The sequence below is a fragment of the Arcticibacterium sp. SM2516 genome, from assembly GCF_057914865.1.
In genome coordinates, this window is record NZ_CP195290.1 from 5,826,266 (window position 1) to 5,853,200 (window position 26,935).

The 26,935-nt window shown below is 39.8% G+C and carries 12 protein-coding genes; all 12 read left to right on the top strand.

Annotation, left to right across the window (positions count from 1 at the left end):
* Window positions 1-486 precede the first annotated feature (486 nt).
* Entirely contained in the window at window positions 487-12,849 is a 12,363-nt protein-coding gene (locus ACSBFT_RS23755; protein ID WP_489602707.1) for a cadherin-like beta sandwich domain-containing protein, read from the top strand.
* A gap of 371 nt (window positions 12,850-13,220) precedes the next feature.
* Entirely contained in the window at window positions 13,221-14,540 is a 1,320-nt protein-coding gene (gene eat, locus ACSBFT_RS23760; RefSeq protein WP_489602708.1) for an ethanolamine permease, read from the top strand.
* 11 nt (window positions 14,541-14,551) lie between these two features.
* Complete coding sequence (locus ACSBFT_RS23765) at window positions 14,552-15,910, top strand: glutamine synthetase family protein (protein ID WP_489602709.1); 1,359 nt, start codon at window positions 14,552-14,554, stop codon at window positions 15,908-15,910.
* A 12-nt stretch (window positions 15,911-15,922) separates the two neighbouring features.
* Window positions 15,923-17,059: an iron-containing alcohol dehydrogenase gene (locus tag ACSBFT_RS23770; RefSeq protein ID WP_489602710.1), complete on the top strand. Its 1,137-nt coding sequence runs from the start codon at window positions 15,923-15,925 to the stop codon at window positions 17,057-17,059.
* Window position 17,060: 1 nt separating this feature from the next.
* The gene (locus ACSBFT_RS23775) at window positions 17,061-17,768 is read left to right on the top strand and encodes a gamma-glutamyl-gamma-aminobutyrate hydrolase family protein (RefSeq protein WP_489602711.1); all 708 of its coding nucleotides are present in this window, start codon (window positions 17,061-17,063) and stop codon (window positions 17,766-17,768) included.
* On the top strand, window positions 17,752-19,119 hold the full coding sequence (locus ACSBFT_RS23780; protein WP_489602712.1) for an aldehyde dehydrogenase family protein: 1,368 nt from the start codon (window positions 17,752-17,754) through the stop codon (window positions 19,117-19,119). The genes ACSBFT_RS23775 and ACSBFT_RS23780 overlap by 17 nt, the downstream gene beginning before the upstream one ends.
* A 267-nt stretch (window positions 19,120-19,386) precedes the next feature.
* Window positions 19,387-19,560, top strand: coding sequence for a 3-coathanger stack domain-containing protein (locus ACSBFT_RS23785; RefSeq protein WP_489602713.1), 174 nt, complete (start codon window positions 19,387-19,389; stop codon window positions 19,558-19,560).
* A 225-nt stretch (window positions 19,561-19,785) separates the two neighbouring features.
* Window positions 19,786-20,115 carry a LytTR family transcriptional regulator DNA-binding domain-containing protein gene (locus ACSBFT_RS23790; protein WP_463045655.1) on the top strand — a complete coding sequence of 110 codons (330 nt, stop codon included), beginning with the start codon at window positions 19,786-19,788 and terminating at the stop codon, window positions 20,113-20,115.
* 172 nt (window positions 20,116-20,287) lie between these two features.
* On the top strand, window positions 20,288-23,029 hold the full coding sequence (locus ACSBFT_RS23795) for an ATP-binding protein (RefSeq protein WP_489602714.1): 2,742 nt from the start codon (window positions 20,288-20,290) through the stop codon (window positions 23,027-23,029).
* Between the two features lie 472 nt (window positions 23,030-23,501).
* A complete protein-coding gene (locus ACSBFT_RS23800; RefSeq protein WP_463045653.1) occupies window positions 23,502-23,840 on the top strand; it encodes a LytTR family transcriptional regulator DNA-binding domain-containing protein in 339 nt (112 codons plus the stop codon).
* A 301-nt stretch (window positions 23,841-24,141) separates the two neighbouring features.
* A complete protein-coding gene (locus tag ACSBFT_RS23805; RefSeq protein ID WP_489604858.1) occupies window positions 24,142-24,273 on the top strand; it encodes a 3-coathanger stack domain-containing protein in 132 nt (43 codons plus the stop codon).
* Between the two features lie 42 nt (window positions 24,274-24,315).
* On the top strand, window positions 24,316-26,793 hold the full coding sequence (locus ACSBFT_RS23810) for an Ig-like domain-containing protein (RefSeq protein ID WP_489602715.1): 2,478 nt from the start codon (window positions 24,316-24,318) through the stop codon (window positions 26,791-26,793).
* The last annotated feature ends 142 nt before the right edge of the window (window positions 26,794-26,935 follow it).

Below are 26,935 nucleotides of genomic sequence, written 5' to 3' on the forward strand. Positions count from 1 at the left end.
CAGATTAGCTTACCTTTCAAAGTCACGTAGTAGGCTATTTTTGTATCCACCTCATATTTTTCCCAAGACTTATTTAGTCCTGCATTGTCCATTTTATTCAAATGAAATGATTGGGAAGTCCATGCTTAAAATTGCAGTGATTTTATACTTCTTTTTGCCAGATTATTGAACGATTATAAGCCTATTTTTTTTGCAAGGCTAGTAGGTGATTTACTGAATATAGACGCGTGAAAACCCCTCTGAAAATTTTGAATTTCCCCAAACTTCTGATTGTTTTTTTCTTTTCGAATAATGGCTTCTTAAAGTCAATCTCAAAATTAGCTTTTTCGTACAAATGCCCTAAAAAGTGTGTATTGGTCTGCTTTAGCCCCCCTCCGCCTGAAATGAGTTAAAGAATGTCCGAAATGAGTTAATGGAATGGTGGTGAAAATCCGAAGTTTATGGTGAGGAATATCCTGTTGAATCAATATTAAACTTTCGAAGAATATGAAACACTTTTATTTAATTTATAGAATGGAAAAGGCTCTCAAGAAATTGGGCGTGATCTTGATTTTGTTGTCAATATTTAGTCATGCTAAGGCTCAACAATTAGATGCCACTTTTAGTGTAATTCCTGGAACAGGGGGAAACTATAAGATTCAAATGGTTTTGAATCAGCCAGTGACCTTTAAGTTTAATGAAGATTATAGCTCTAGCCAAAATAGTGTTACAGTTATTGTTAAAAATGTTTATTCAGCTTTTCCTGGATCACATACCTCTAGTGCAACAGGTCTTTCTTTTACAACCTCCACTAATAAGAGAGGCATAGGGGGTGATATAGGTAACTACGGTTCTGACTATGGTCTGTTTGAAAAGAATTATGATGAAGCTATTAATTTTAAACTTCCCGTTGGTATTACTTTAGTAACAAATGAGACGCTTACTATTCCAGAGGGAACGATAGTACAAACCGACCCAGGCAATTTTCTATCATCCCAATCTTTCGCTTCTGGCCCATACACAGCTTTTATACCTAATAGCAGTGATTTTACAAGACAAGCAGCAACTATTATTGCCGTTACTCCTGAAATAAATTTAAAAGCCAGAAATACAAATATTCTGGATGGTGATAACTCACTATCATCTAAAAAAGATACCGATTTCTTATATGCTTACACTAATGGTGAGTCAGTTACCCATACTTTTACTATTGAAAATACTGGAAGTGCGACTTTGACTTTAAGTGGTAATCCTGCCATTTCAGGAACACATGCCGCTAATTTCGCAATAACGTCTAATCCTGATTTAAGCATTGCACCAGGAGCTTCTACTAACTTTGATGTGAAATTTGACCCGAGTGCTACAGGTGTCAGAAATGCAATAGTAACTGTAAATAGTAACGATTCTGATGAAGCGGTTTATAATTTTGATATAAAGGGAACGGGTCAAAGTACCACTCAAGTAAGATGGGTCAACAATCAGTCTGAGACCAGGCCAGCAACCATTGTTTTAGAAGGAGTAACGTATAATGTATTTGCAAATACTTACACGGATATTCAGTCGGCAATAAATGCAGCCTCAAATGACGATATCGTCTTAATCACTGATGGTGTTTATAGAAATTCTGTCGAGTCAACATCAACTAACTGTGCTCTCAATGGAGCTGATCAAGATCAGGCACTTTATTTAAATATTACCAATAAGAGAATTAAGATTAGTTCAGAGACGGGAGATTATTGTAGCTCAAATGCAAGACTTGTCGGTTATGGTTTTGATATCAAGTATGGATTTACTAATCCTGTAACTATACAGGGTTTAAATATTGATAGCGTACGAGTAAATGCCTTCTGGAATACTAATAATATTGCTTTTGCGAGTTATGCGGCAAGTAATGTTAAAATATTAAAAAACAGAGTTTCTAATACACGTTCACATGGTTTAAAGACGGATTCTGGAGGAGGTTATAAAGCTGACCGGGGAGCATGGGATATCCAGGGAAATGTTTTTGAGAATATAGGATTTTATGACGGCTCTGGTCACTGTACCACACCTGTCGCCGTTTCAGCTATGTGGTTAGGGGAAGCAGGTGATAGTTTTGTTATTTCCGACAACATTATTGACAATACTAGATGGGCTGGAATTTTATGTGATGGTTATACTAATTTAAAGATTAATGGAAATAGAGTTTCAAATACTGTAAATGCTGGTATACAGATTGGATATTCCTCAGCCAATGGGTATAACTCAGAAAATGCAAACATTAGTCATAATACTGTTGTGAATGCCAACACTAGCCATGAGCTAGGTATAGGAGCTATTACCATTTTAAATAGTAATGTGCAGGGCGTGTTAATTTCCAATAATGACATTTCCAGTTCATTTAATGGACTGGCTATTGAGATAGCGGGTTGGCAAGATTCACAAGACATCGCCTTTATCAATAATAATAATTTCTACAGCCTTACTGGGGGCTATGGTGTGACTCATATAGCTGGTATAGCACCGAACGGTTTTTTTGGAACAGCTAATAATCTGGGTAAATACAATTTCGATAATAATTATTGGGGAGCATCCAATGGACCAAATTATTCTACAAATTCCGGCGGAACAGGTGTTGGCCTATTTAAAGAAACAACGGTAAAAGGCAGTGGAGGTAGTGCCATGGTTTACTCTTCTGGAGATTTTGATTTTTTGCCATTTTCTACCTCGGCAAATGCAGTAAATTCAGTAACTCCTCAAAGCTGTTCATCCCCCGAAATAAACCTAAAAGGAAACGGCCAAGATATAGCCGATGGTGATAACTCACCAAGAACAGCAGATGATACTGATTTTGGAGTTGTTGCTCTTGCTTCTGGAACCAATGTCAATACTTTTACTATAGAAAATCTGGGAACAGGAGATTTGACTTTAAGCGGAAGCCCTAAAGTGGCAATAAGCGGAGCTCATGCCTCAGATTTTATTGTTAATGTACAACCTAGTTCAACTATTTCAGCTTCTGGAAGTACTACTTTCCAGATTACATTCAATCCCTCTGCAGCGGGTGTCAGGAATGCCTCAGTAAGTATTGCCAATGATGATGCCGATGAAAATCCTTATACGTTTGCGATTAAGGGTACTGGCTTTGATGGCGAAATATGTAATAATGGCATAGACGATGATGGCGATGGCTTAGTTGATTGTTACGACCCAGATTGCTCGGGTGATAGTGGCTGTGATGGATTTTATTATGGACAGGCAGCTTCAACTTCTTGCCCATTGCCAGTTTCATCTTTTTATGAGCTGGATACCTTATGGACTACTTATGGGATAAATCCTTTTTCTACGCCAGTTGCTGGTGATTTGGATGGAGATGGAAATGTTGAAATTGTAATTGCAAAAGGTATTGAAACTGGAACCACAGATTCTATTTATGTTATTGATGGTGTAACAGGTGTAATTGAAACTCGCTTTAAATTACCATCAAGTTATGTACATCCAACAAAAGGCGATGTTATTAGCATTGCCGATATCGATAATGATGGTTTTGGAGAAATCATTATTGTAGCTAACGATAAAAATATTTATGCCTTTGAGCATACCGGTGTTCATAAGTGGACAAGTGGGGCTTATTCAGGAATTCTGACAATGGCATCAGTGGCTGATTTTAATCTAGATGGCAACAGCGAAGTTTACGTCGGAAACACAATTTTTAATGGACAAACTGGGGCTACCATAGGCGTAGGTAGTGGTAGCACGGGAAAAGGTCAAGGAATTTTAATGACTATTGCCGCTGATGTTCTTCCATCTGGTTTTTGTGCTGACTGCAGTGGTTTGGAATTAGTTGCCGGCAATCAGGTTTATTCTGTAAATATCAGCACTGGAGCCATTACTGTTCAAGTGACGGCTACTGCCGGATTAGAAGACGGCCCAACATCTTTGGTTGATTTTGATTTAGATGGAGATTTAGATGCAGTTGTTACTACAAGAGGAACTACCACCGAAACGGCAAAAGTGTATGTTTGGGACTTACAGACTTCCACCCAAATAGGAAGCACTATTACGACTGTTGGAAATACTGGCTCTGGAGCTTCTGGGATGTATGCAGCAGCAGCTACAGTTGGTGATTTTGATGGCGATGGGAAACCAGAAATAGGTTTAGTTGGAAAAGACTCCTACGCTGTGTATGACGATCTTGCTGCAGGTATGGGTTCACTTTGGTCGGTAACGAGTAAAAATTTCTGGGGAATTGCCGGTAGTTCACACTTCGATTTTGATGGAGATGGTGCCTCAGACATTGTAATGGTAAATGAAGATTCAATAAATATTTACAATGGTCTGAACGGTGAAATTAAAGGGAAGTATTTCGCTCCAGGTATAAGGAATACCGAAAAACCTATAATCGTAGATCACGATGGCGATGGACAGGCTGAAATTCTTGTTACAACCTATGAAAACAGTAGCTCCATTCAAATAGGTAGTCTTTTAAGCATTAATCCAGTTTCACAGAAATGGAATTCTACAAGAAAAGTGTGGAACCAAGTAGCGTATCATCCAACATTTATTAATGATGATTTGAGTGTGCCACAGCAGCAGCAAGATCAAACGCTGGTAGCAAATCTAAATACTTTTGGTGGACAAGCATTTTTAATGGACGCCTCAGGAAATTCAACTTTTGAAGATTTTGATGGAAATGGAATTATCGGATGTCCAGAAATCAACATCAAAGGCAATGGCGTAAGTATTGTCAGTGGTGCAGCTGTTACATCTTTTACTGATTCCACTAATTTTGGTAATGTAGGTATAACAATAGGCAACAATACCAATACATTTACGATTGAAAATACTGGAACATCTGCTTTAAACCTTACCGGAATGCCCAAAGTGACCATAAGCGGCACTAATGCGGCAGATTTTACAGTAACTACTCAGCCAACCTCACCCGTTGCGGCCACAAATGGCACAACTACTTTTCAAATAAAATTTGACCCTTCGGCAAGTGGCACAAGAAATGCTACGGTAAGCATTGCTAACAATGATGAAGACGAGAATCCTTATACTTTTACAATTAAAGGAACAGGCACCGATCTTACTGATTTAGGTTGCCCTGATTGCCTTTTTAACGCTGCCACTATGAATGTCACCGTCACTTTTACAGGTAATCACACTTACGTTTCTGACCTCGGTTTTTATCTTCGAAGCCCGGATGGTACTAAAATAGTTACTTTGGGTGCTAACCAAGGGAATACGTGTAATGGTGGAGATAATTTTACGGATCTTAAATTTACGAATCAGTCCGCGGGGGTTTTTAACTTTTGCACACAGCCAGCACCGCTTACCGGTACTTATAGTCAATATTTTGACGGCAACTCAACCTTAACGATTGACTGGAGTGCATTGAACGGCATAAATATCTTTCAGTCTGGGTGGTCTATAATGATTTATGATTGTGTTGGGGCTGACGTAGGTACTCTTACACAAGGTAAACTTGAAATAAGTGATAAGGCGGGTAACAGTTGTCTTGCGGGTCGTCCAACGATAGTTTTCGATTCAGGAGTCATCAGTTCAAGTATTAACGACAATTCTTGCGACACAGTAAGTGCTTCTAAATATACCATATCTTATCCAAACAGTACTTCTTTTGAGGCTTTGGCAAACCAGTGCATTGATGCCGGTCAGAAAACTTTGGGTGGCGGGACACCCGTGGGTGGTACTTACTCTGGCTCAGGAGTCACTGACAATGGAAATGGCAGTACGTTTACGTTTAATCCGGCTACAGCTGGTGCAGGTGTTCATACAATTTATTACGCGTATAACAATCCAGCCTCTAGCCTATGTGAGCAGTCGACAGCTAACTTAGAAGTTTTTGCTTTACCGACGGTTTCAAATGCTGGGACCGATCAGTTGATATGCTCTGCAACTGCGACTTTGGCGGGAAATACCGCGACTGTGGGCACAGGTGTGTGGAGTCGGGTAAGCGGTACCGGAACAATCACGAGTCCAGGTGTAAGGAATTCAGGAGTTACCGCTTTAGGAATCGGGGAAAATGTATTCAGGTGGACAATTAGCAATGGCTTGTGTGCCGTGAGTATAGATGATATGAAAATTACGAGAAATGCTGTAGAGGATGCATCCTTTAATTATACTTCCTCTACATACGATTTAAGCGGTAGTGATCCAACTCCAAGCATAACTGGCGTTGGCGGCGGCACTTTTGGTAGTTCTCCTACCAGCCTTTCGCTAAATGCATCCACCGGCAAAATAAGCCTATCCGCTTCTACGCCTGGAATTTATACGGTAAACTACCAAACCCCCGGCTCATGTCCGGGTTCGGCAAACCGAAGTGTAACGATTACCGCCTCCCCCGAAATAAACCTAAAAGGAAACGGCCAAGATATAGCCGATGGTGATAACTCACCAAGAACAGCAGATGATACTGATTTTGGAGTTGTTGCTCTTGCTTCTGGAACCAATGTCAATACTTTTACTATAGAAAATCTGGGAACAGGAGATTTGACTTTAAGCGGAAGCCCTAAAGTGGCAATAAGCGGAGCTCATGCCTCAGATTTTATTGTTAATGTACAACCTAGTTCAACTATTTCAGCTTCTGGAAGTACTACTTTCCAGATTACATTCAATCCCTCTGCAGCGGGTGTCAGGAATGCCTCAGTAAGTATTGCCAATGATGATGCCGATGAAAATCCTTATACGTTTGCAATTCAGGGTACTGGATTATCAGGCAATGCCGATTTAAGTGCCCTAACTATCTCCGCCGGAACATTGACGCCAAGTTTTGCCGTAAACACTGTTACTTACACCGCATCGGTACCGAATGCCACCAGCAGCATCACGGTGACACCAACGGTAGCACAAGCAAACGCTACAGTAAAAGTAAATGGAACAACGGTGAGTAGTGGAACAGCCTCGTCTGCGATAGCTCTAAATGTAGGTTCCAATACGATAACAACGATAGTCACGGCACAAGATGGAACGACGACAAAAACCTATACGATAACGGTAACAAGAGGAGCATCAAATAATGCAGACTTAAGTGCCTTAACCATATCAGCCGGAACGTTAACACCAAGTTTTGCATCAGGAACAATAAGTTACACGGCCTCTGTGCCAAATGCCACCAGCAGCATAACGGTAAGCCCAACGGTAGCCGAAGCCAACGCTACGGTAAAAGTAAATGGAACCACGGTGAGTAGTGGAACAGCCTCGTCTGCGATAGCTTTAAATGTAGGTTCCAATACAATTACGACGATAGTCACCGCACAAGATGGAACGACGACAAAAACCTATACGATAACGGTAACAAGAGGAGCATCAAATAATGCAGACTTAAGTGCCTTAACCATATCAGCCGGAACGTTGACACCGAGTTTTGCCACAGGAACTATCACATATACCGCATCGGTTTCAAATGCCACGAGCAGTATCACGTTGACACCAACCGTAGCCGAAGCCAACGCTACAGTAAAAGTAAATGGAACAACGGTGAGCAGCGGAACAGCCTCGTCTGCGATAGCTCTAAATGTAGGTTCCAATACAATTACGACGATAGTCACCGCACAAGACGGAACGACGACAAAAAGTTATACCGTAACGGTAACAAGAGGAGCTTCCGCCAATGCAGATTTAAGTGCCTTGACCATATCAGCAGGTACTTTATCTCCAAGTTTTGCATCAGGAACAATAAGTTACACGGCCTCTGTGCCAAATGCCACCAGCAGCATAACGGTAAGCCCAACGGTAGCCGAAGCCAACGCTACGGTAAAAGTAAATGGAACCACGGTGAGTAGTGGAACAGCCTCGTCTGCGATAGCTTTAAATGTAGGTTCCAATACAATTACGACGATAGTCACCGCACAAGATGGAACGACGACAAAAACCTATACGATAACGGTAACAAGAGGAGCATCAAATAATGCAGACTTAAGTGCCTTAACCATATCAGCCGGAACGTTGACACCGAGTTTTGCCGTAAACACTGTTACTTACACCGCATCGGTTTCAAATGCCACCAGCAACATCACGGTGACCCCAACGGTAGCCGAAGCCAACGCTACAGTAAAAGTAAATGGAACAACGGTGAGCAGTGGAACAGCCTCGTCTGCGATAGCTCTAAGTGTAGGTTCGAATACGATTACGACGATAGTCACGGCACAAGATGGAACGACGACAAAAACTTATACCGTAACGGTAACAAGAGGAGCATCAAATAATGCAGACTTAAGTGCTTTAACCATATCAGCAGGTACCTTAACACCAAGTTTTGCTGCAAACACAGTTAGTTATACCGCATCGGTACCAAATGCCACGAGTAGCATCACGGTGACCCCAACGGTAGCCGAAGCCAACGCTACAGTAAAAGTAAATGGAACAACGGTGAGCAGTGGAACAGCCTCGTCTGCGATAGCTCTAAATGTAGGTTCCAATACAATTACGACGATAGTCACGGCACAAGACGGAACGACCACAAAAACGTATACGGTAACGGTAACAAGAGGAGCATCAAATAATGCAGACTTAAGTGCCTTAAGTATCTCGGCAGGAACGTTAACACCAAGTTTTGCATCAGGAACAATAAGTTACACGGCCTCTGTGCCAAATGCCGCCAGTAGCATCACGGTGACCCCAACCGTAGCTCAAGCCAACGCTACAGTAAAAGTAAATGGAACAACGGTGAGCAGCGGAACAGCCTCGTCGGCGATAGCTCTAAATGTAGGTTCCAATACGATTACCACGATAGTCACGGCACAAGACGGAACGACCACAAAAACGTATACGGTAACGGTAACGAGAGGAGCTTCTGCGAATGCAGATTTAAGTGCCTTAACCATCTCAGCAGGTACCTTAACACCAAGTTTTGCTGCAAATACTATTAGTTATACCGCATCGGTACCAAATGCCACGAGTAGCATCACGGTGACCCCAACAGTAGCCGAAGCAAACGCCACAGTAAAAGTAAATGGAACAACGGTTAGCAGCGGAACAGCCTCGTCTGCGATAGCTTTAAATGTAGGTTCCAATACGATTACCACGATAGTCACAGCACAAGACGGAACAACGACAAAAACGTATACCCTAACGGTAACGAGAGGAGCTTCCGCGAATGCAGATTTAAGTGCCTTAAGTATCTCAGTAGGAACATTGACACCAAGTTTTGCCGTAAACACTGTTACTTACACCGCATCGGTATCGAATGCCACGAGCAGCATAACGGTGACTCCAACGGTAGCACAAGCAAACGCCACAGTAAAAGTAAATGGAACAACGGTTAGCAGTGGAACAGCCTCATCTGCGATAGCTCTAAATGTAGGTTCCAATACAATTACGACGATAGTCACGGCACAAGACGGAACGACCACAAAAACGTATACGGTAACGGTAACAAGAGGAGCATCAAATAATGCAGATTTAAGTGCCTTAACCATATCAGCAGGTACCTTAACGCCAAGTTTTGCCACAGGAACTATCACATACACCGCATCGGTACCAAATGCCACGAGTAGCATCACGGTGACCCCATCCGTAGCTCAAGCCAACGCTACAGTAAAAGTAAATGGAACAACGGTGAGCAGCGGAACAGCCTCATTGGCGATAGCTCTAAATGTAGGTTCGAATACGATAACAACGATAGTCACGGCACAAGACGGAACGACCACAAAAACTTATACCGTAACGGTAACGAGAGGAGCATCAAATAATGCAGACTTAAGTGCCTTAACCATATCAGCCGGAACGTTGACACCAAGTTTTGCTGCAAATACTATTACTTATACCACATCGATACCGAATGCCACCAGCAGTATCACGGTAACCCCAACCGTAGCCGAAGCCAACGCTACAGTAAAAGTAAATGGAACAACGGTTAGCAGTGGAACAGCTTCATCTGCGATAGCTCTAAATGTAGGTTCCAATACGATAACAACGATAGTCACGGCACAAGATGGAACGACGACAAAAAACTATACGATAACGGTAACAAGAGGAGCATCAAATAATGCAGACTTAAGTGCCTTAACCATATCAGCCGGAACGTTAACACCAAGTTTTGCATCAGGAACAATAAGTTACACGGCCTCTGTGCCAAATGCCACCAGCAGCATAACGGTAAGCCCAACGGTAGCACAAGCAAACGCTACGGTAAAAGTAAATGGAACAACGGTGAGCAGCGGAACAGCCTCGTCTGCGATAGCTCTAAATGTAGGTTCCAATACGATAACGACGATAGTCACGGCACAAGACGGAACGACGAACAAAACGTATACGATAACGGTAACAAGAGGAGCATCAAATAATGCCGATTTAAGTGCCTTAACCATATCAGCCGGAACGTTGACACCAAGTTTTGCAACAGGAACTATTAGTTATACCGCTTCGGTACCGAATGCCACGAGCAGCATAACGGTGACCCCAACGGTAGCTCAAGCCAACGCTACAGTAAAAGTAAATGGAACAACGGTGAGCAGCGGAACAGCCTCGTCTGCGATAGCTCTAAATGTAGGTTCCAATACGATTACGACGATAGTCACGGCACAAGACGGAACGACCACAAAAACGTATACGGTAACGGTAACAAGAGGAGCATCAAATAATTCAGATTTAAGTGCCTTAACCATATCAGCAGGTACCTTAACACCAAGTTTTGTGACAAGTACTATTAGTTATACCGCATCGGTACCGAATGCCACCAGCAGCATAACGGTGACCCCAACGGTAGCCGAAGCAAACGCCACTATAAAAGTAAATGGAACAACGGTTAGCAGTGGAACAGCCTCGTCTGCGATAGCTCTAAATGTAGGTTCCAATACGATAACGACGATAGTCACCGCACAAGACGGAACAACCCAAAAAACTTATACCGTAACGGTAACAAGAGGAGCATCAAATAATGCAGACTTAAGTGCCTTAAGTATCTCGGCAGGAACATTGACACCAAGTTTTGCTGCAGGAACTATCACATATACCGCATCGGTACCAAATGCCACGAGTAGCATCACGGTGACCCCAACGGTAGCCGAAGCCAACGCTACGGTAAAAGTAAATGGAACCACGGTGAGCAGCGGAACAGCCTCGTCTGCGATAGCCCTAAGTGTAGGTTCCAATACTATTACCACGGTAGTCACGGCACAAGACGGAACGACCACAAAAACGTATACGATAACAGTAACGAGAGGAGGTCTTGCGGAAATAAACATCAAGGGTAATAATGTCTCTATAATTAGTGGAACAAGCAGTACTTCGGTATCGGATTCCACAGATTTTGGTTCAATTGGTGTAACGGGATTAAGCAATACGAATACGTTTACGATTGAAAATGTGGGAACGGCTGCTCTAAATTTAACAGGAACACCCCGTGTTAGTTTGTCGGGAAGCAATGCTGCCTTCATTGTAAGCATGCAGCCGGTGTCTGCCAGTATTCCAGCATCTTCAAGTTTAGAATTTAAAATTACATTTGACCCTTCTATCTCTGGCGTAAGCACGGATGTAGTAAGTATAGCGAGTAATGACGCTGACGAAAATCCCTATACCTTTGCGATAAAAGGAACAGGGATATGCAATGACCCACCAAGCTTAAGCATCACAGGAACGGATAGTCTTAGTTGCACCCAAAGCACAGTCATTAGAACGGCGTTGGGTACAGGAACTTATCAATGGTCAAGTGGTTTAGGAACCAATGCCACAGCAAACATAACAGCGGCTGGAACCTATACGGTAACAGTAACGGCAGCCAATGGCTGTACCAATACAGCAACTACTAGCGTTGTTTTCAAGCATAATTTAGTAGTCACAGCGTCGAATGATGGTCCTTATGAAGAAGTAGAATCTATTCATTTAATGGCCACGGGTGGTCCAAGTTATTCTTGGGTAGGTCCAGACGGATTTACGAGTAATTCCGTAAATCCAAGCATACCAAATGCTACCTCAGCCCAAGCAGGAATTTATACCGTAACGGTTAATAATGGCTCTTGTACAGGTACTGCTACCACGAATGTGATAGTCTCATGTAGCACACCCGGGATGTCTTATTACTTGGCTTATACCGATGGAGCGGAACCAGAAGTGTTTTCTCCGCTAGTAGAACAAATGGAAATTCAAATCTCCAACAGACCCATGACCATTCTAGCGGTACCAAATTGTGAGTTACCAGTCATAGAAAGTGCTAGGATCCATATTTCAGGAACAGGGAATAATCATTTTTATATTGATAATGAATTACCTTTTTCGCTTTATGAGACCAATGGTGTAGCATCAGGAGAAGCATTTGAAGCTAATTATTATACGTTCATAGCTAGAGGCTTTGACCAAAATAACTCTCAAGGCAATGTAGTAGTAGGGCCAGATGAATTACACTTTTCTATAGTGCGTGGGGATAGAGCAATCACAAGCCCGACGCTATCAACGAATGCTATATGTGCGGGTACCAGTCTTACGGTTTCAGCTACAGCCTCAGGCGTATTTAGTTTCAATGTAGGAAATGTATATCAAGCATATCTATCCGACCAAAACGGAAACTTTGGGAATCAGATATTGATAGGAAGCTCCTCAGACCCGACTAGTATAGCTTGTACTATTCCAAATAATCTACCCAGTAGTTCAAACTACAAAGTGGTGGTTCGTTCTAGCTCACCCATGGTTTCTTCAGCAGCCTCTGGAAGTCTCTCCATTATTTCTTCTAATGTTAGTTTAGTATCACCTACAAATGACATTTTGAATTTGACAAAAACGGAGAAAGCGGTGCAAGCCATAAATGCTACCAATAAAGTAAATGGTAGTTCTAATGTGAGTTATAAGGCTGGAAATCATATTCTATTAGAGCCAGGATTTACGGCAAATGGCGGTACTGTTTTCAGTGCGAAGATTGAAGCGGTTTGTCCGCAGTAAATAGCGAATAAGTACTATAAAAGTCAATAGTGGGGCAGGAAATATTTCTGCCCCACTATTGACTGAAATGTGTTTAAGATTGTTCGAAATGCGTTAAAGCCTGTAAACGCAAATAAGGTTTCTTAGTCTGTATCCAAAGTCACCAAATCTGATAATGCTTTGGCGGCTTTTCCCATTCATTAACTCCTAGAATATTAATTCATTATTTCCGATATTACGTCAATTTGGAACTAGTGTTGAATTAAGGATGAGGTATTATATCAGGCACTGGTAGATTTTGTAACTGATTTAAGAAAAAAAATCAGACATTAGGTAGCAAAATGTTCCATGGATATATATCAATTTAAGCTTAACTTAACACAGAAATATAAATGCAACAAAAAACGAAACCTGAAACCACATTAAAAAGAACACTTTCACCCATCCTATTATGGGGTTTGGGTGTTGGATATGTAATCTCAGGCATGTATTTCGGCTGGAATTTAGGTCTAGAAAAAGGCGGAGTATTTGGTATGGCTGCCGCAACGTTTTTAGTCATCATCATGTATGTCTGTTTTAGCTTTTCTTATACCGAATTGGCTTGTGCCATTCCAAAAGCCGGTGGCGGTTTTGATTATGTTAACAGAGCTTTCGGAAAAAACCTAGCATTTCTGGCAGGCTTAGCACAAATAATTGAATTTGTATTTGCTCCGCCTGCCATTGCAATAGCCATAGGTACCTACCTCAATTTATCATTTCCTGAGATTCCTGTAATTTATGCAGCCTTTGTAGCCTACTTCATTTTTACTGCTTTAAATATTTATGGGATAAAAGCCGCTGCCACTTTCGAACTATTGATTACAGTTTTAGCGGTTTTTGAACTTCTTTTGTTCGCTGGTATTACCCTACCTCATTTCTCAAAAGAGGCATTTATTCAAAAACCTTTCGTAAATGGTTGGTCGGGTGCTTTTGCCGCTTTACCTTTTGCCATCTGGTTTTTTCTGGGCATTGAAGGCGTAGCCAATGTGGCTGAAGAAACTAAAAACCCACAAAAAGACATCTTAAAAGGTTTTGGATCTGCTATTCTAACTTTAGCCATTTTATGTGTCTTGGTTTTTTTCTCTGCCATCGGTGTGGGCGGTTGGGAACAAATAGTTTATAACATAGATGGTTCCATTTCTGATTCACCACTTCCATTGGCCATGGGCAAAATTGTTAGCACGTCCAGTTGGCTTTACCATATGCTAATCAGCATAGGAATCTTTGGTTTAATAGCCTCTTTTCATGGATTGATTTTAGCCTCAGGCAGAGCTACCATGGAATTTGGAAAACTGAATTTTGCCCCTGCTTTTTTAGGGAAAGTAAGTAAACGTTTTCAAACGCCAGCGATCGCCTTAATAGCAAATATGCTCGTAGGCCTAGCCGCTATATTGACAGGCAAAACGGGCGAAATAATAACCATAGCCGTTTTTGGAGCTCTTAGTTTGTATGTCATATCTATGCTGGCCTTTTTCCAATTAAGAATAAAAGAACCTGAGCTTCATAGACCTTTTAAAGTTCCTCTTTACCCTGTCATGCCGGGACTGGCCCTGATAATCAGTTTCATTTGTCTCATAGCTTTGGTATATTTCAACGCCACATTGGCTTTATACTACTTTGGTTTTTTACTTTTAAGTTTCGGTTTGTTTAAGCAATTTTACAAGCCCTTCTAATACAATATCCTATGACCGATTCTGAAATTCTAGCATATATTAAAAACCATCCCGCTGGTAAAGTTAAAGTTGCCGTTAGTGATATTGATGGAATATTGAGGGGAAAATACATTTCAACAGAAAAGTTTCTCTCCGTTGCTCAAAAATCATTTGGTTTTTGCAGTGTGGTTTTTGGATGGGACATGGCCGATGTATGTTATGATAACGTAAATTATACGGGTTGGCATACGGGATATCCAGATGCTGAGGCGTCCATTGACTTAAGTACTTTTCGCAAAATACCCTGGGAAAATGACCTTCCTTTTTTTCTAGGTGAATTGGTAGAAAAAGACACGGATGAAAATCCGGTTTGTCCTAGACAATTGCTAAAGAGCATTGAGAAAAGAGCACAAAACATGGGTTATACCCCGTTCCTTTCGCAAGAATTTGAGTGGTTTAATTTTGAAGAAACGCCAAATAGCCTTAATCAAAAAGGCTTTAAGAATTTAAAGCCGACCACACCTGGGATGTTTGGCTATTCGCTTTTGCGTAGCTCTTTAAAAAGCGATTACTTCAATGAGCTTTTTGACCTATTGACCAAATTCGATATCCCGATTGAGGGTCTGCACACGGAGACGGGTCCAGGAGTAATGGAAGCAGCCATAAAATACGGCAAAACCATTGAATCTGCAGATAGAGCAATATTATTTAAAACAGGAGTAAAAGAAATAGCTTATCGCCACGGCATCATTGCCACTTTTATGGCTAAAATTAGTGAAGACCTGCCAGGCTGTGGTGGACATATTCACCAAAGTTTGTGGGATAAAGAACAAAAGAAGAATCTGTTTTTTGACGCTAAAAAAGAACATCAAATGAGTGAGCTCATGCGGTCATATATTGCAGGACAATTGCTTTGTCTTCCTGAAATTCTTCCCATGATTGCCCCAACTGTGAATTCTTACAAGCGTTTAGTGGAAGGTGCATGGGCTCCAACAACCCTCACTTGGGGTCTTGATAATAGAACGGTTGCATTACGAGCATTGCCAGCTGGCGAAAAAGCTTGCCGATTAGAAACCCGAATTGTAGGCTCAGACACGAACCCATATCTTGCCATTGCCGCTTGTTTAGCCTCAGGGCTCTACGGAATAAAAAATAACCTAAGCCTTGACCAGCCAAAAACTATAGGAAACGGGTATTTAGAAGACAAATACGGGTTATTATCTAAAAATCTGATAGATGCCTCCGATAAAATGAAAGATTCTAAAATAGCCAATGAAATACTTGGGGAAGGTTTTGTAAGACATTTTACTAAAACAAGAGAATGGGAATGGCGAGAATTCTCAAAAAAAGTTACCGATTGGGAGCTTAAACGATATTTTGAAATAATCTAAAACAAATTAATAATGATTGCTCAGTTTAATTTTCCAACTACCATTCGATTCGGTGCAGGCGTGGTGAAGGAGTTGGCTTCTTATTTAAAACAAAATGGATTAGCAAAGCCACTTCTAGTGACAGATAAAACTGTAAGTGAATTAAGCTTTTTCAAAGCCATAGTCGCAGACTTGACAACTGCCGGACTTTCGGTAGAAACATTTTTAGACATTCAAAAAAATCCGGTTAAATCTGACGTTTATAAAGGAACAGATACCTATGACAATACCCATAGAGACTGTATTGTTGGTATCGGCGGGGGGGCAGCCATAGACGTGGCAAGGGCCATTTTATTAAGAATAAACCATCGAGAAGATCTCTTTAAGTATGATGATTTGATAGGTGGCGATGTCTATGTTACCAATGATGTTCCGCATTTTATAGCCATTCCTACTACCTCAGGTACTGGCTCAGAAGTGGGCAGGTCGGCCATTATCTCTGACGATGTTACACATCAGAAAAAAATACTTTTCTCGCCTAAATTGTTGGCCAAAATAGTATTTGCAGACCCCATGCTCACCATGGAATTGCCCGATTTTATCACGGCCGCCACAGGTATGGATGCTTTGACACATAACATGGAGGCTTTTTTAGCTAAAAACTACCATCCTTTATGCGATGGCATAGCTTTGGAAGGAATTTCATTGATTCATAAATCTTTAGAAAAAGCTACTAAAAATCCAGATGTGGCATCGCGAAGCAATATGCTCATGGGTTCTATGATGGGAGCCATTGCTTTTCAAAAAGGATTAGGCGTAGTGCATTCTTTGGCTCATCCATTATCCTCCCTTTTAGACACGCACCATGGCTTGGCCAATGCGGTGAATATTCCATACGGTATGCGATTCAATATAGAGGGATTTGAAAGTAAGTTTGAACGCATGGCTCAAACATTGGAACTGAAGGAGCATTCAGGAGAGGCGGTAGTGAATTATCTTTTTGACCTAAATTCAAGAATTAATATTCCACATAAATTACGTGATATTGGTGTTAAACAAGAGCATATCGAAACTTTGGCAGACTTGGCAATTGCGGATTTCGCACATCCCAACAACCCAAAACCAGTGAGTCGAGAAGATTTTAAAAACCTATATCTGGAGGCATTATAAGATGAGAATTGGCATTACAAGGGCAGATATCAATAATCAAAACTATGCTAAATGGATAGCTCAAACTAATCCAGAAATTGAAATAGTAGAACTCGCTTTTGAAAACTCGAACTTAGATGATGCCCATACCTGTCATGGAATTATCCTTTCAGGTGGCATTGACATGCATCCTTCCTTTTTTCTAAAAGAATATTCAGAAAGCTATTTCGATGCACCGCCTGAGTTCATGAAAACGCGTGACCAGTTTGAGCTCGATGTTTTGCAAATCTGCATGGAAAATAAAATTCCCGTTTTGGGTATTTGCCGTGGTTTACAATTGATAAATGTATTTTTCAAAGGCACTTTAGTGATAGATATTGGCGAAGAAAAAAATATAAATCACCGCAGAGAAAACGGACAGGACAAAACTCATGGCTTAACCATTTCCCCTGATTCTATGGTGCATTCTATTATAAAGCAATCCGTTGGTACATGTAATTCGGCACATCATCAAGTCATAGATAAACTTGCGACGAACTTTAAGGCAGTAGCTTTTTCTGATGACGGTTTGATAGAAGCCATAGAGCCCATTCAACCACAATCACACTTTCTAGTTGCAGTGCAATGGCACCCTGAGCGTATGCCAGACCAAGAAAATCCTACAACAAAAAACATAAAAGAAGCTTTTATCAATGCATCAAAACAATTTGAACATGCTGACAATTATTAATCCAGCTAATGGTCTGGAAATTTCTAAGATAAAATTAGACACTTCAGCCTCGCTGAATGAAAAATATACTCGATTAAAATCTGGACAACGAGACTGGCAAAAAACGAGATTGGAAGAGCGAGTTGCTATTCTTCAAAAGTTCAGTGATTTATTAGAGCAAAATATTGAAACACTTGCGGGAATATTAACTTCTGAGGTAGGTAAACCTTTAGGTCAAGCAAAAAACGAAATCAATGGTGGCAGAGGTCGCATAGCTTGGTTAACAAGCAACGCTACAAAATACCTCAGTGATGAAACCATGCATAAGGAGCCTGGACTTACAGAAAAAATCTCTTACGAGCCATTGGGTGTTATCTGTAATATTTCGGCATGGAATTACCCTTATTTAGTAGGTATCAATGTCATTGTTCCAGCACTTTTGGCTGGCAATGCAGTTTTTTATAAACCATCAGAATACGCATCGCTAACTGGTCTTCAAATTCAGGAATTGCTTTATAAAGCAGGAGTGCCAAAAGATGTGTTTGAAATTGCCATTGGCGAAGGTTCTGTTGGCCATATGCTTCTCGAAATGCCTTTAGATGGCTACTTTTTCACTGGTTCGCACAAAACAGGCGATCTTATTTACCAAAAAGTTGCGTCCAAAATGGTGCCTTGTCAATTAGAATTGGGAGGCAAAGACCCACTTTATGTGTCAGACGACGTGTTGGATGTTAAAAATGTGGCCATAGGAACAACAGACGGTGCATTTTATAATAATGGTCAAAGCTGCTGTGCCGTAGAGCGAATTTATGTTCACGAGAAAGTTTATGAGGAATATCTTGAGGCTTTTGTCAATGAAGTGAAATCTTGGAAAGTAGGTAATCCTGAGGAAGAAGGCGTGTATATCGCAGCCATTACGCGTGCCGACCAGCTCAATCTTTTGGAAGCACAAGTGGAAGACGCTTTGAAAAAAGGAGCTACGCTTATGACTGGCGGAAAACGAATAAAAAGAGACGGCAACTATTTTGAGCCAACCGTACTTGCCAATGTGACCAACGAAATGTTGGTGATGCAAGAAGAATCCTTTGGACCCATTATCGGTATTATGAAAGTCTCAAACGACACAGAAGCCACCGAATTAATGAATGATACTAAGTATGGATTAACGGCAGCGGTATATTCTTCTTCACAAAAAAGAGCCGAAGAAATTTTATCAAAAATAGATTCAGGTTCTGGCTACTGGAATTGTTGCGACCGCGTATCGGCAGGTTTACCATGGAGTGGAAGAAAAAACTCAGGTTTCGGAGCTTCCCTTTCGCATGCCGGATTAAGGGCGTTTACTAAACCTAAGGCTTATCATTTACGGGGATAAAACAAAAATTTAAGCACAAGCCATTGCTGAATAAACTGAGATAATGATTTATTCAGAAAGAATGGGCTTGAATACGTTTCGACAATAATGTTCTCTTTAAATTTTAGTTTTTAAGCCTTGATAATGAAGTAATCAAACAATCTACCTAGTAGTTCAAACTACAAAGTGGTGGTTCGTTCTAGCTCACCCATGGTTTCTTCAGCAGCCTCTGGAAGTCTCTCCATTATTTCTTCAAATCTCAGTTTAGTTTCACCAACGAATGACATTTTGAATTTGACAAAAACGGAGAAAGCGGTGCAGGCCATAAATGCTACCAATAAAGTAAATGGTAGTTCTAATGTGAGTTATAAGGCTGGAAATCATATTCTATTAGAGCCAGGATTTACGGCAAATGGCGGTACCGTTTTCAGTGCGAAGATTGAAGCGGTTTGTCCGCTGTAAATAATATTCTAGTGTAACAACAAAAAGGTCTTTCAGGATATGTTTCTGAGAGGCCTTTTCTGTTTCTGAAATTAATTATTGAATACTGTTAATTGCGATTTGGTTTCAGAAAACTCCACCGCCATAAACAAGTAGTTTTACCTATTTCCCATCTTTAAGAGATGTATTAACTTTGCTTACCACTTAGGATAAAACAGCCCACCGGTTGTTTCAGACTGCGTAGCCATGAAACCATATATACATATAGGAAGCTTCAGAGAAGTTCATCCTAACGAGATTGCTTTTTTTGAGGCCATCACTAATTACACTAAAGTTCATTTTATTAATGGAGAAGTATTTTTGACTTGTATTACCTTAAAATCGATTGAAAAGAGGTTTTCACACATCACATTTTTCTTTAGACCGAATCGGAAAGTCTTGATAAACTTAAATTATTCAAAGTATATCAAGGAAACTGACTCATTTAAGATTAATGATGAAAAGCTCTTTCCTATATCTAGGAGGAGAAAATCTAGCGTCATTAAGATTCTTAGAAGTATGGGTTATCGCGTTTAAAGTATTTTTGTTTCAAGTTTTGTTTAACTTATTGATAATAATATCAATGAGTTTGGCGTGGCTTTTGGGGTGTATTTTGTAATGTTTTAAGCGTACTTGTCAGTGCCGTATTTATGTTAGCATTCTAATCTAAAAATTTGATATCTTTGAAAACCCCTATAAAAGATAATTAATGCCAAATTTGCATAAAGGAAACCTTATAACAGTCTTGCTCATCCTTAAGAGCATGGCCTCATTTTGTCAGGTTGTTCAACTCAAAGAAAAGGATACTTCTTTTAAAAATATCACACCTTCCACCGAGGTTTTCATGGACGAGAGCGGCATCTTAACCGTGGATGAAGTTCAAAATAAGGCGTTTAAGAAACCGAATAAAAGGAATATTATTTTCCCGTTTTCTAATAGTGTTTTTTGGTTGAAAGTGAATTTAGAAGGTTTAGAAAGAGCTCCAAGGGAATGGGTTTTACACTTGAAAAACGAGCTTACTGAAGATGTAACTTTTTACGAATTTAACCAAGCTACTTCTAAGTTTGACTCCATAAGTAACTGGAATATAGTAAGTTCTAAGAAAAATAATTTTAACGGTCAGGAACCATTTTTTTACTTTAATCTCGAAGGGAAAAAGACGCTTTTGCTTCGGATTGAATCTCAAAGGGCATTGGTCAGCCTATTAGCTATTTATCCAAAACAAACTAGAACTAAAGTACTTTTAGACGATTTTGGACAGAGGAAGTTCGTGAACGGTCTGCTCGTTTTCAGGCTTTTGCTCGTGTTAACCTTAGGTCTTTTTGTTATAAGGGATATTGGCTTCAGAGCATATTCTTTTTTGATTTTGATCAAAACAATAGGTTACTGGGGCTTAATTAATGTGTTGGGGATCACCTTAAGTAGTAATCCTTTGGTGGTACAGAAATTGAATTTTTTGTTTTATGCCATTTCGCCTATTGGAGGGTTAATTTTCAGTTTGGCGGTATTACCATTTTTTGGCTTGCCCGGATGGAGTAAGAAGGTTATTTATATATTTATAGCCCTAACGGTGGTTGTACACGTCCTAGTCCAGTTTGATTATAATTGGATTTATTTGTTATTTGGCACGGGTATAATTGTGTTTTCTGGTTTATATCTAATGGCTTTATTCGCAATTTCGGTTTACAGAAAATTGCCAGTTCAAAAATACTACTCCATTCCATTTCTTTTAGGTTTATTGAGCTATGTGCTTATGAATATTCGCATCTTATTTCAGATGCAAATACCTCATATCTCTAGTATTGCATTTTTCTTGTTTGTAGGGGAGATTTTGGTATTTATTTTCTTCTTAGGGAAAATATTTAGAGAGACGGAAGTGAAGCATGTTTTGGCAGCTGAAAAGCTCAAAAATGAGGAAATTCAGTCCATTAAACTATTGGAGTTAGATAATCTTAAAACCAGTTTTTTTACCAACATTTCTCATGAGTTAAAAACACCACTAACCCTCATTTCTGGGCCAGTGGAGGAGTTAAGAAAGAAATACCCTGAAGAGAAGCTTTTAGGGATGATTAGACCAAATTTGAATAGACTAAGGCAATTAATAAATCAAATCCTTGATATTCAGAAACTGGAGGCGGGTAAACAAGAAGTGAAAATAATTAGAAAGGATTTAGCAAAGCATTTAAGAATGCACGTATTTTCTTTTCAGTCATTGGCAGAGTCTAAAAGAATTCAACTCGGTTTTACGCAGAATAGAGATGAATTTGAAGCTCTTTTTGATGAAGATAAATTGAATAAAATCATAGACAATTTACTGTCTAATGCTGTAAAATATACGGAGAAAGAGGGAGAGGTAAAAGTTAAGGTCGTATTACAAGAAGAGCCAAAGGTATTGCAAATAAGTGTAAAGGATACCGGTTTTGGTATATCTGAGAAAGATTTACCTTTTATTTTTGATAGGTTCTATCAAGTTAATAGTGATAATTATCAAGGGTCTGGGGTAGGTCTGGCTTTGGTAAAGGAATTGGTGGCTTTATTGAAAGGTACCATTGACGTTAGTAGTAAAATAGGGGAAGGGAGCACCTTTTTAGTTTCTTTACCAGTAGGAGAAAATATTTGGGGAGGCATAGTTTCCGAAAATACTGAGGAGGAACTGCTAAATGAGTTCATTCATGAAGCAGTGAATCAGGATTCTAAAAGGGATTTGGTGCTTTTGGTGGAAGATAATGAGGATATGCAGGAGTATCTCAAAACTATTCTGGAAGGTGAGTATGATATTATTCAGGCTTTTAATGGGAAGGAGGGCTTAGAAAAGGCTAATATGGAAGTGCCAGATATTATTATTTGCGACTTAATGATGCCCGTAATGGATGGGTTTGAGTTTAGTAAAAAAATAAAGGGTCAAGTTGCCTCCAGTCATGTGCCTATTATTATGCTTACGGCTAAATCTTCAAAAGAAAGTAGATTAGAGAGCTTTGATATTGGAATAGATCAATACATGACCAAGCCTTTTGATGCAGATGAGTTAAAAGGGGTGATAAGAAACCGACTGAAAAACAGAAAGAATCTTAGAAAATATTTCAGCACTGAAAGCAATACATTACTTACAAGTGAGCCTAATGTTAGTCCATTGGAAAAGTACTTTATAGATGGCCTGAATAATTATTTAGAACTGAATTATTCCGACTCTGGACTTTCTGTAATTCATATAGCTCAAAATATGGAAATGAGTGACACACAATTAAGACGTAAACTGAAGAATATCAGTGAGTACTCTCCCAATGAATATGTAAGAAAGTTTAGGCTTCAAAAGGCGGAGATGATGCTAAAGAAAAGTGAAAAAACTATCTCTGAAATTGCTTTTGAAGTGGGATTTGAAAACCTTTCATATTTTTCAAAAATATTTCAACAGGAGTATGGGTGTTTGCCCTCCGAATACCTTTCTAAATAGTGAAGAACAGTGATTCTAATTTGAAAAAAAGGCTACTAAGCCTTTAAGAAGCTTAGTCATGGGTTTGACAGAAAACTAAAGTGTGAAAGACGACTTTTCCATAGCCTAAATATGGAGGCATGAACCTTATGATGGTCATCAACGAATAACGCCGTCTAATTTTATCTTCACATTTCTGTGGCAGATAGCATTTCTTAAGGAATAGGTTATTCGACATGATTCAAGCTTATAACCGGAGCTATAGATGTCTGGTTTTATTTCTTAAGAAGCGTATTAATGGCTTCCCAACTCAGGTTTGAAATAATCTATGCTATTTTCTAAAATAGTCTATCAAACGTTGAAATTCGGGGTATCTGAGTAAAAAAAGTTGGTTTTGCCTGAAATGAGTTAAAGATTGTCCGAAATGCGTTAATGGAATGACGCGGTAATGTTGACATTTGGAGAGATTAATTATCAACTAATTACTCCAAATATGCAAACACTTATACTACCGGGGAAAGAAATTATTGAGACGGAAAATATCGTTTACTTAGAGAGTGATAGTAACTACACTATTATTTATACAACCTCACTACCTAATAAAATTATTACTGCGAAAAGCCTATGCTATGTTCAGGAAGCATTGAGCTCAAAATCCTTCATCAGGATTAATCGCCAACAAGTCATAAACATTGCTTGCATTACCAATTTTTGGGAAGAGAAGGATACGGTTAGTATTGAAATTTTTAATGGAGATTTATTTAAAACATCCAGAAGAAGAACATCCTCCGTCTTGAACTTAATTAACCCCTTTCGATATGATAAAAAGTAACCTTTGCTCCATACTGCTATTTTTGACAAAGACCTTATTAGGTCACAGCCACTAATACAGCTGCTATTGGTGATTTTGACAAGGTGGCAGGTTGCTAACAAGGTATGATGTAGAGACAAGCAGTACATTACTAGGAGCTTGTGTTTCGCTTACCCAAAAGCCATCGGGAAATACCATCAATTATGCAGCTAGTCATGTTGGTATAGGTCCAAGAGCCGCAGTTTAGAATTTAAATCCAGCTGACGAAGATAATAAGGTCGCACGGACTATCGATTATTCACATCAAACTGGCTACGAATACATCCATGCGACTAACAGTATCAAACCTCTGGCAGATATTATTTATCACAGTGGTAAAGCGGTGAAAGTGAACCCAGGTTTTGAAACAGAAAGCACCCTGTTTTTCTTACCCGTGCAGATTTGTCCAGAATGATTTTTAATGTGATAAGATTTTGAAACTTAATTGTCCATAATTATGAATACGTACAAACTAGTTAAATTGACCCTGCTTTTTAGTATTATTTCTAATATCTCGTTTGCCACCATTCGGTATGTAAAACCAACAGCCTCAGGAGCGGCAGATGGTACCTCTTGGGCAAATGCCTCTGCAGATTTGCAGGCTATGATAAGTGCCTCAACCAGTGGAGATGAAGTCTGGGTGGCTGCTGGTGTTTATAAGCCATTAAAGGACGAATCTGGAAATGCTTCACCAGGAAACCTTCGAACCAAAACTTTTCTTCTCAATAAAAGTATAACCATTTATGGAGGTTTTACAGGGACAGAAACGAGCCTAAATCAAAGGAACTTTGTGAATAACAATACTATATTGTCTGGAGATATTGATAATAATGATACCAATACGGATGCTAATAATATAGTAGAAAATGTTTCAGATAGGCAGGGGAGCAATGCATATCATGTTTTAACGTGTTCTAATGGCACACTGGATGGTTTAATTATTACTGCTGGGCATGCTACTAGTTCAGAATCTGACGGTGGAGGAGTCTTGGTTACTAGTGGAGCTCCTACATTTAATAACATGAAGTTTTATGGAAATGAGGCCTCAGATGGAGGAGCCATAAATATTAACGGTAGCGGAATTCAAGCCTCCAATTGCATCTTTGTAGGAAATAAAGGTGGCTATGGAGGGGCTATAAGTGCAAGGTCTGGTCAAGTAACCCTTACAAACACTCTTTTTACGGATAATTTCTCCACAACGTATGGAGGAGCAATTGAGGCAAACGGAGCTACACCTCTTTTACTTGTCAACTGTACTTTTTCTAAAAATTCTTCTAATTTTCGTGGAGGAGCACTTTATTTAAGTCAGTCGGCTACAGTAACCTTGAAGAATTCAATTGTTTGGGCAAATACAGCCAGTAACTCAGGGAATAACTATTATTTTTCTCAATCTTCCTCAGGAAATGCCAGTTATAGCATAGTTCAGGGCTCAGGAGGGAGTGGTGGCTGGAATGCTAGTTTCGGCACTGACGGTGGAAATAATTTCGATAAAAACCCTCTTTTTCTTGATGAAAATAACCCAGAAGGGGTAGATGGGAAGTTTAACACTGCAGATGATGGATACCAGCTTACCAGCTGTTCTGCAGGTGTAAATACTGGTAATTCAAGTGGTGCACCTACCAATGATTTGGCTTATAGTGCAAGGCCCTTTGGAGTTACTGTAGACATTGGAGCCTATGAGTTTTCAGGGAGTCCTACTTATTTGGCAAGCCCTACAAACGTATCATCCAATTTGAGCACTGTTAATTGCGGGTCTTCAGTGACGCTTTCAGGAACATGTGCCACTGGTGTTTTAACTTGGTATACCAGCAATAGTGGAACCTCTAATATAGGTACAGGAACAAGCTTAAGTGTTAGTCCTAATAATAATCAAAGCTATTTTGCCACGTGCGAAGAGGCCTCTGGTTGCAGCAGTTTGAATAGAGTAAAAATAGATATAACTGTAGTCGGAGTAGAAATCCCGACGAATATTATGGCGAATAAAACAGAAGGTTGTTACGGTGAGGATGTTACATATTCCGCCACGTGTGCATCAGGCACAATTACATGGTATAGGTCTAATGTTTCAAGCTCACAAGGTACTGGGCCGAATTTTACAATAGGATTATCGACTGTTACGTACCAAGTAGCTTGTAAGGAAAGTTCGAGCTGTGAAAGTGTTAAAGTGAATGTTCCGGCTGTAAATATTACGGTTAATCAACCTATTAATCGCAGTGCAAGTGTTAATTCCATATGTACAGGAAATAGTGTATTAGTTTATGCTACTTGTGAAACAGGAACGGTGGCATGGTTTGATTCTTACTCTGGAGGTAATTTTCTTGGTTTGGGTACGGGTCTAAAGGTTTTTCCAACTCAATCGGTTTATAGGTTTTATTCTGAATGCCAAACGGAAAGCTGTAATACAACACGAGCAAGTGCAGTTAATATTACAGTAAGTGGTACAGTGGCTCCTTCTATTCCAACTTCCGTTTCCGTAAACAAAACCGAAGTATGTGCTAATACAGATATTACACTTTCAGCTAGCTGCTCTACAGGAATTATAAAATGGTACACCCAAGCTTCAGGAGGAACGAGTATTGGATCTGGGCAAAGCTTTGTTTATAATGTTAATACAACTGCAACTTATTATGTCGCATGTGAAGATGGCTCGTGCAAAAGCGACAGAGTAGCTACTGTCGAAGTAACCATTTTGCCAAGTTCTAGCGGTATACCAACCTATCTAAATTTGACCAGTAATATTACTGGAACAGATACCAAACAAGCCATAGAATACATTGCGGCATCCAATAAAATTATTGCACTTGCACCTGAGAATATAGAGTACCCTACCAATGTTACTTATCATAGTGGAAAAGCCATCAATTTGGCACCAGGCTTTGAGGTTGAAAATGGTTCGGTTTTTCTAGGTAAAGCAGACCTCGCGGCTTGTCCATAAATCATTAATAATAAGTGCGTGTGTTCGGTAAGTGACTTGAGATTTAGGTTTTACGCCCCTTTTTGCCTGAAATGAGTTAAAGGTTTTTTGTGTTTTATAAAAGGTTTGTGTAACATTTTATAAATCATTGAGCATGAAAAAA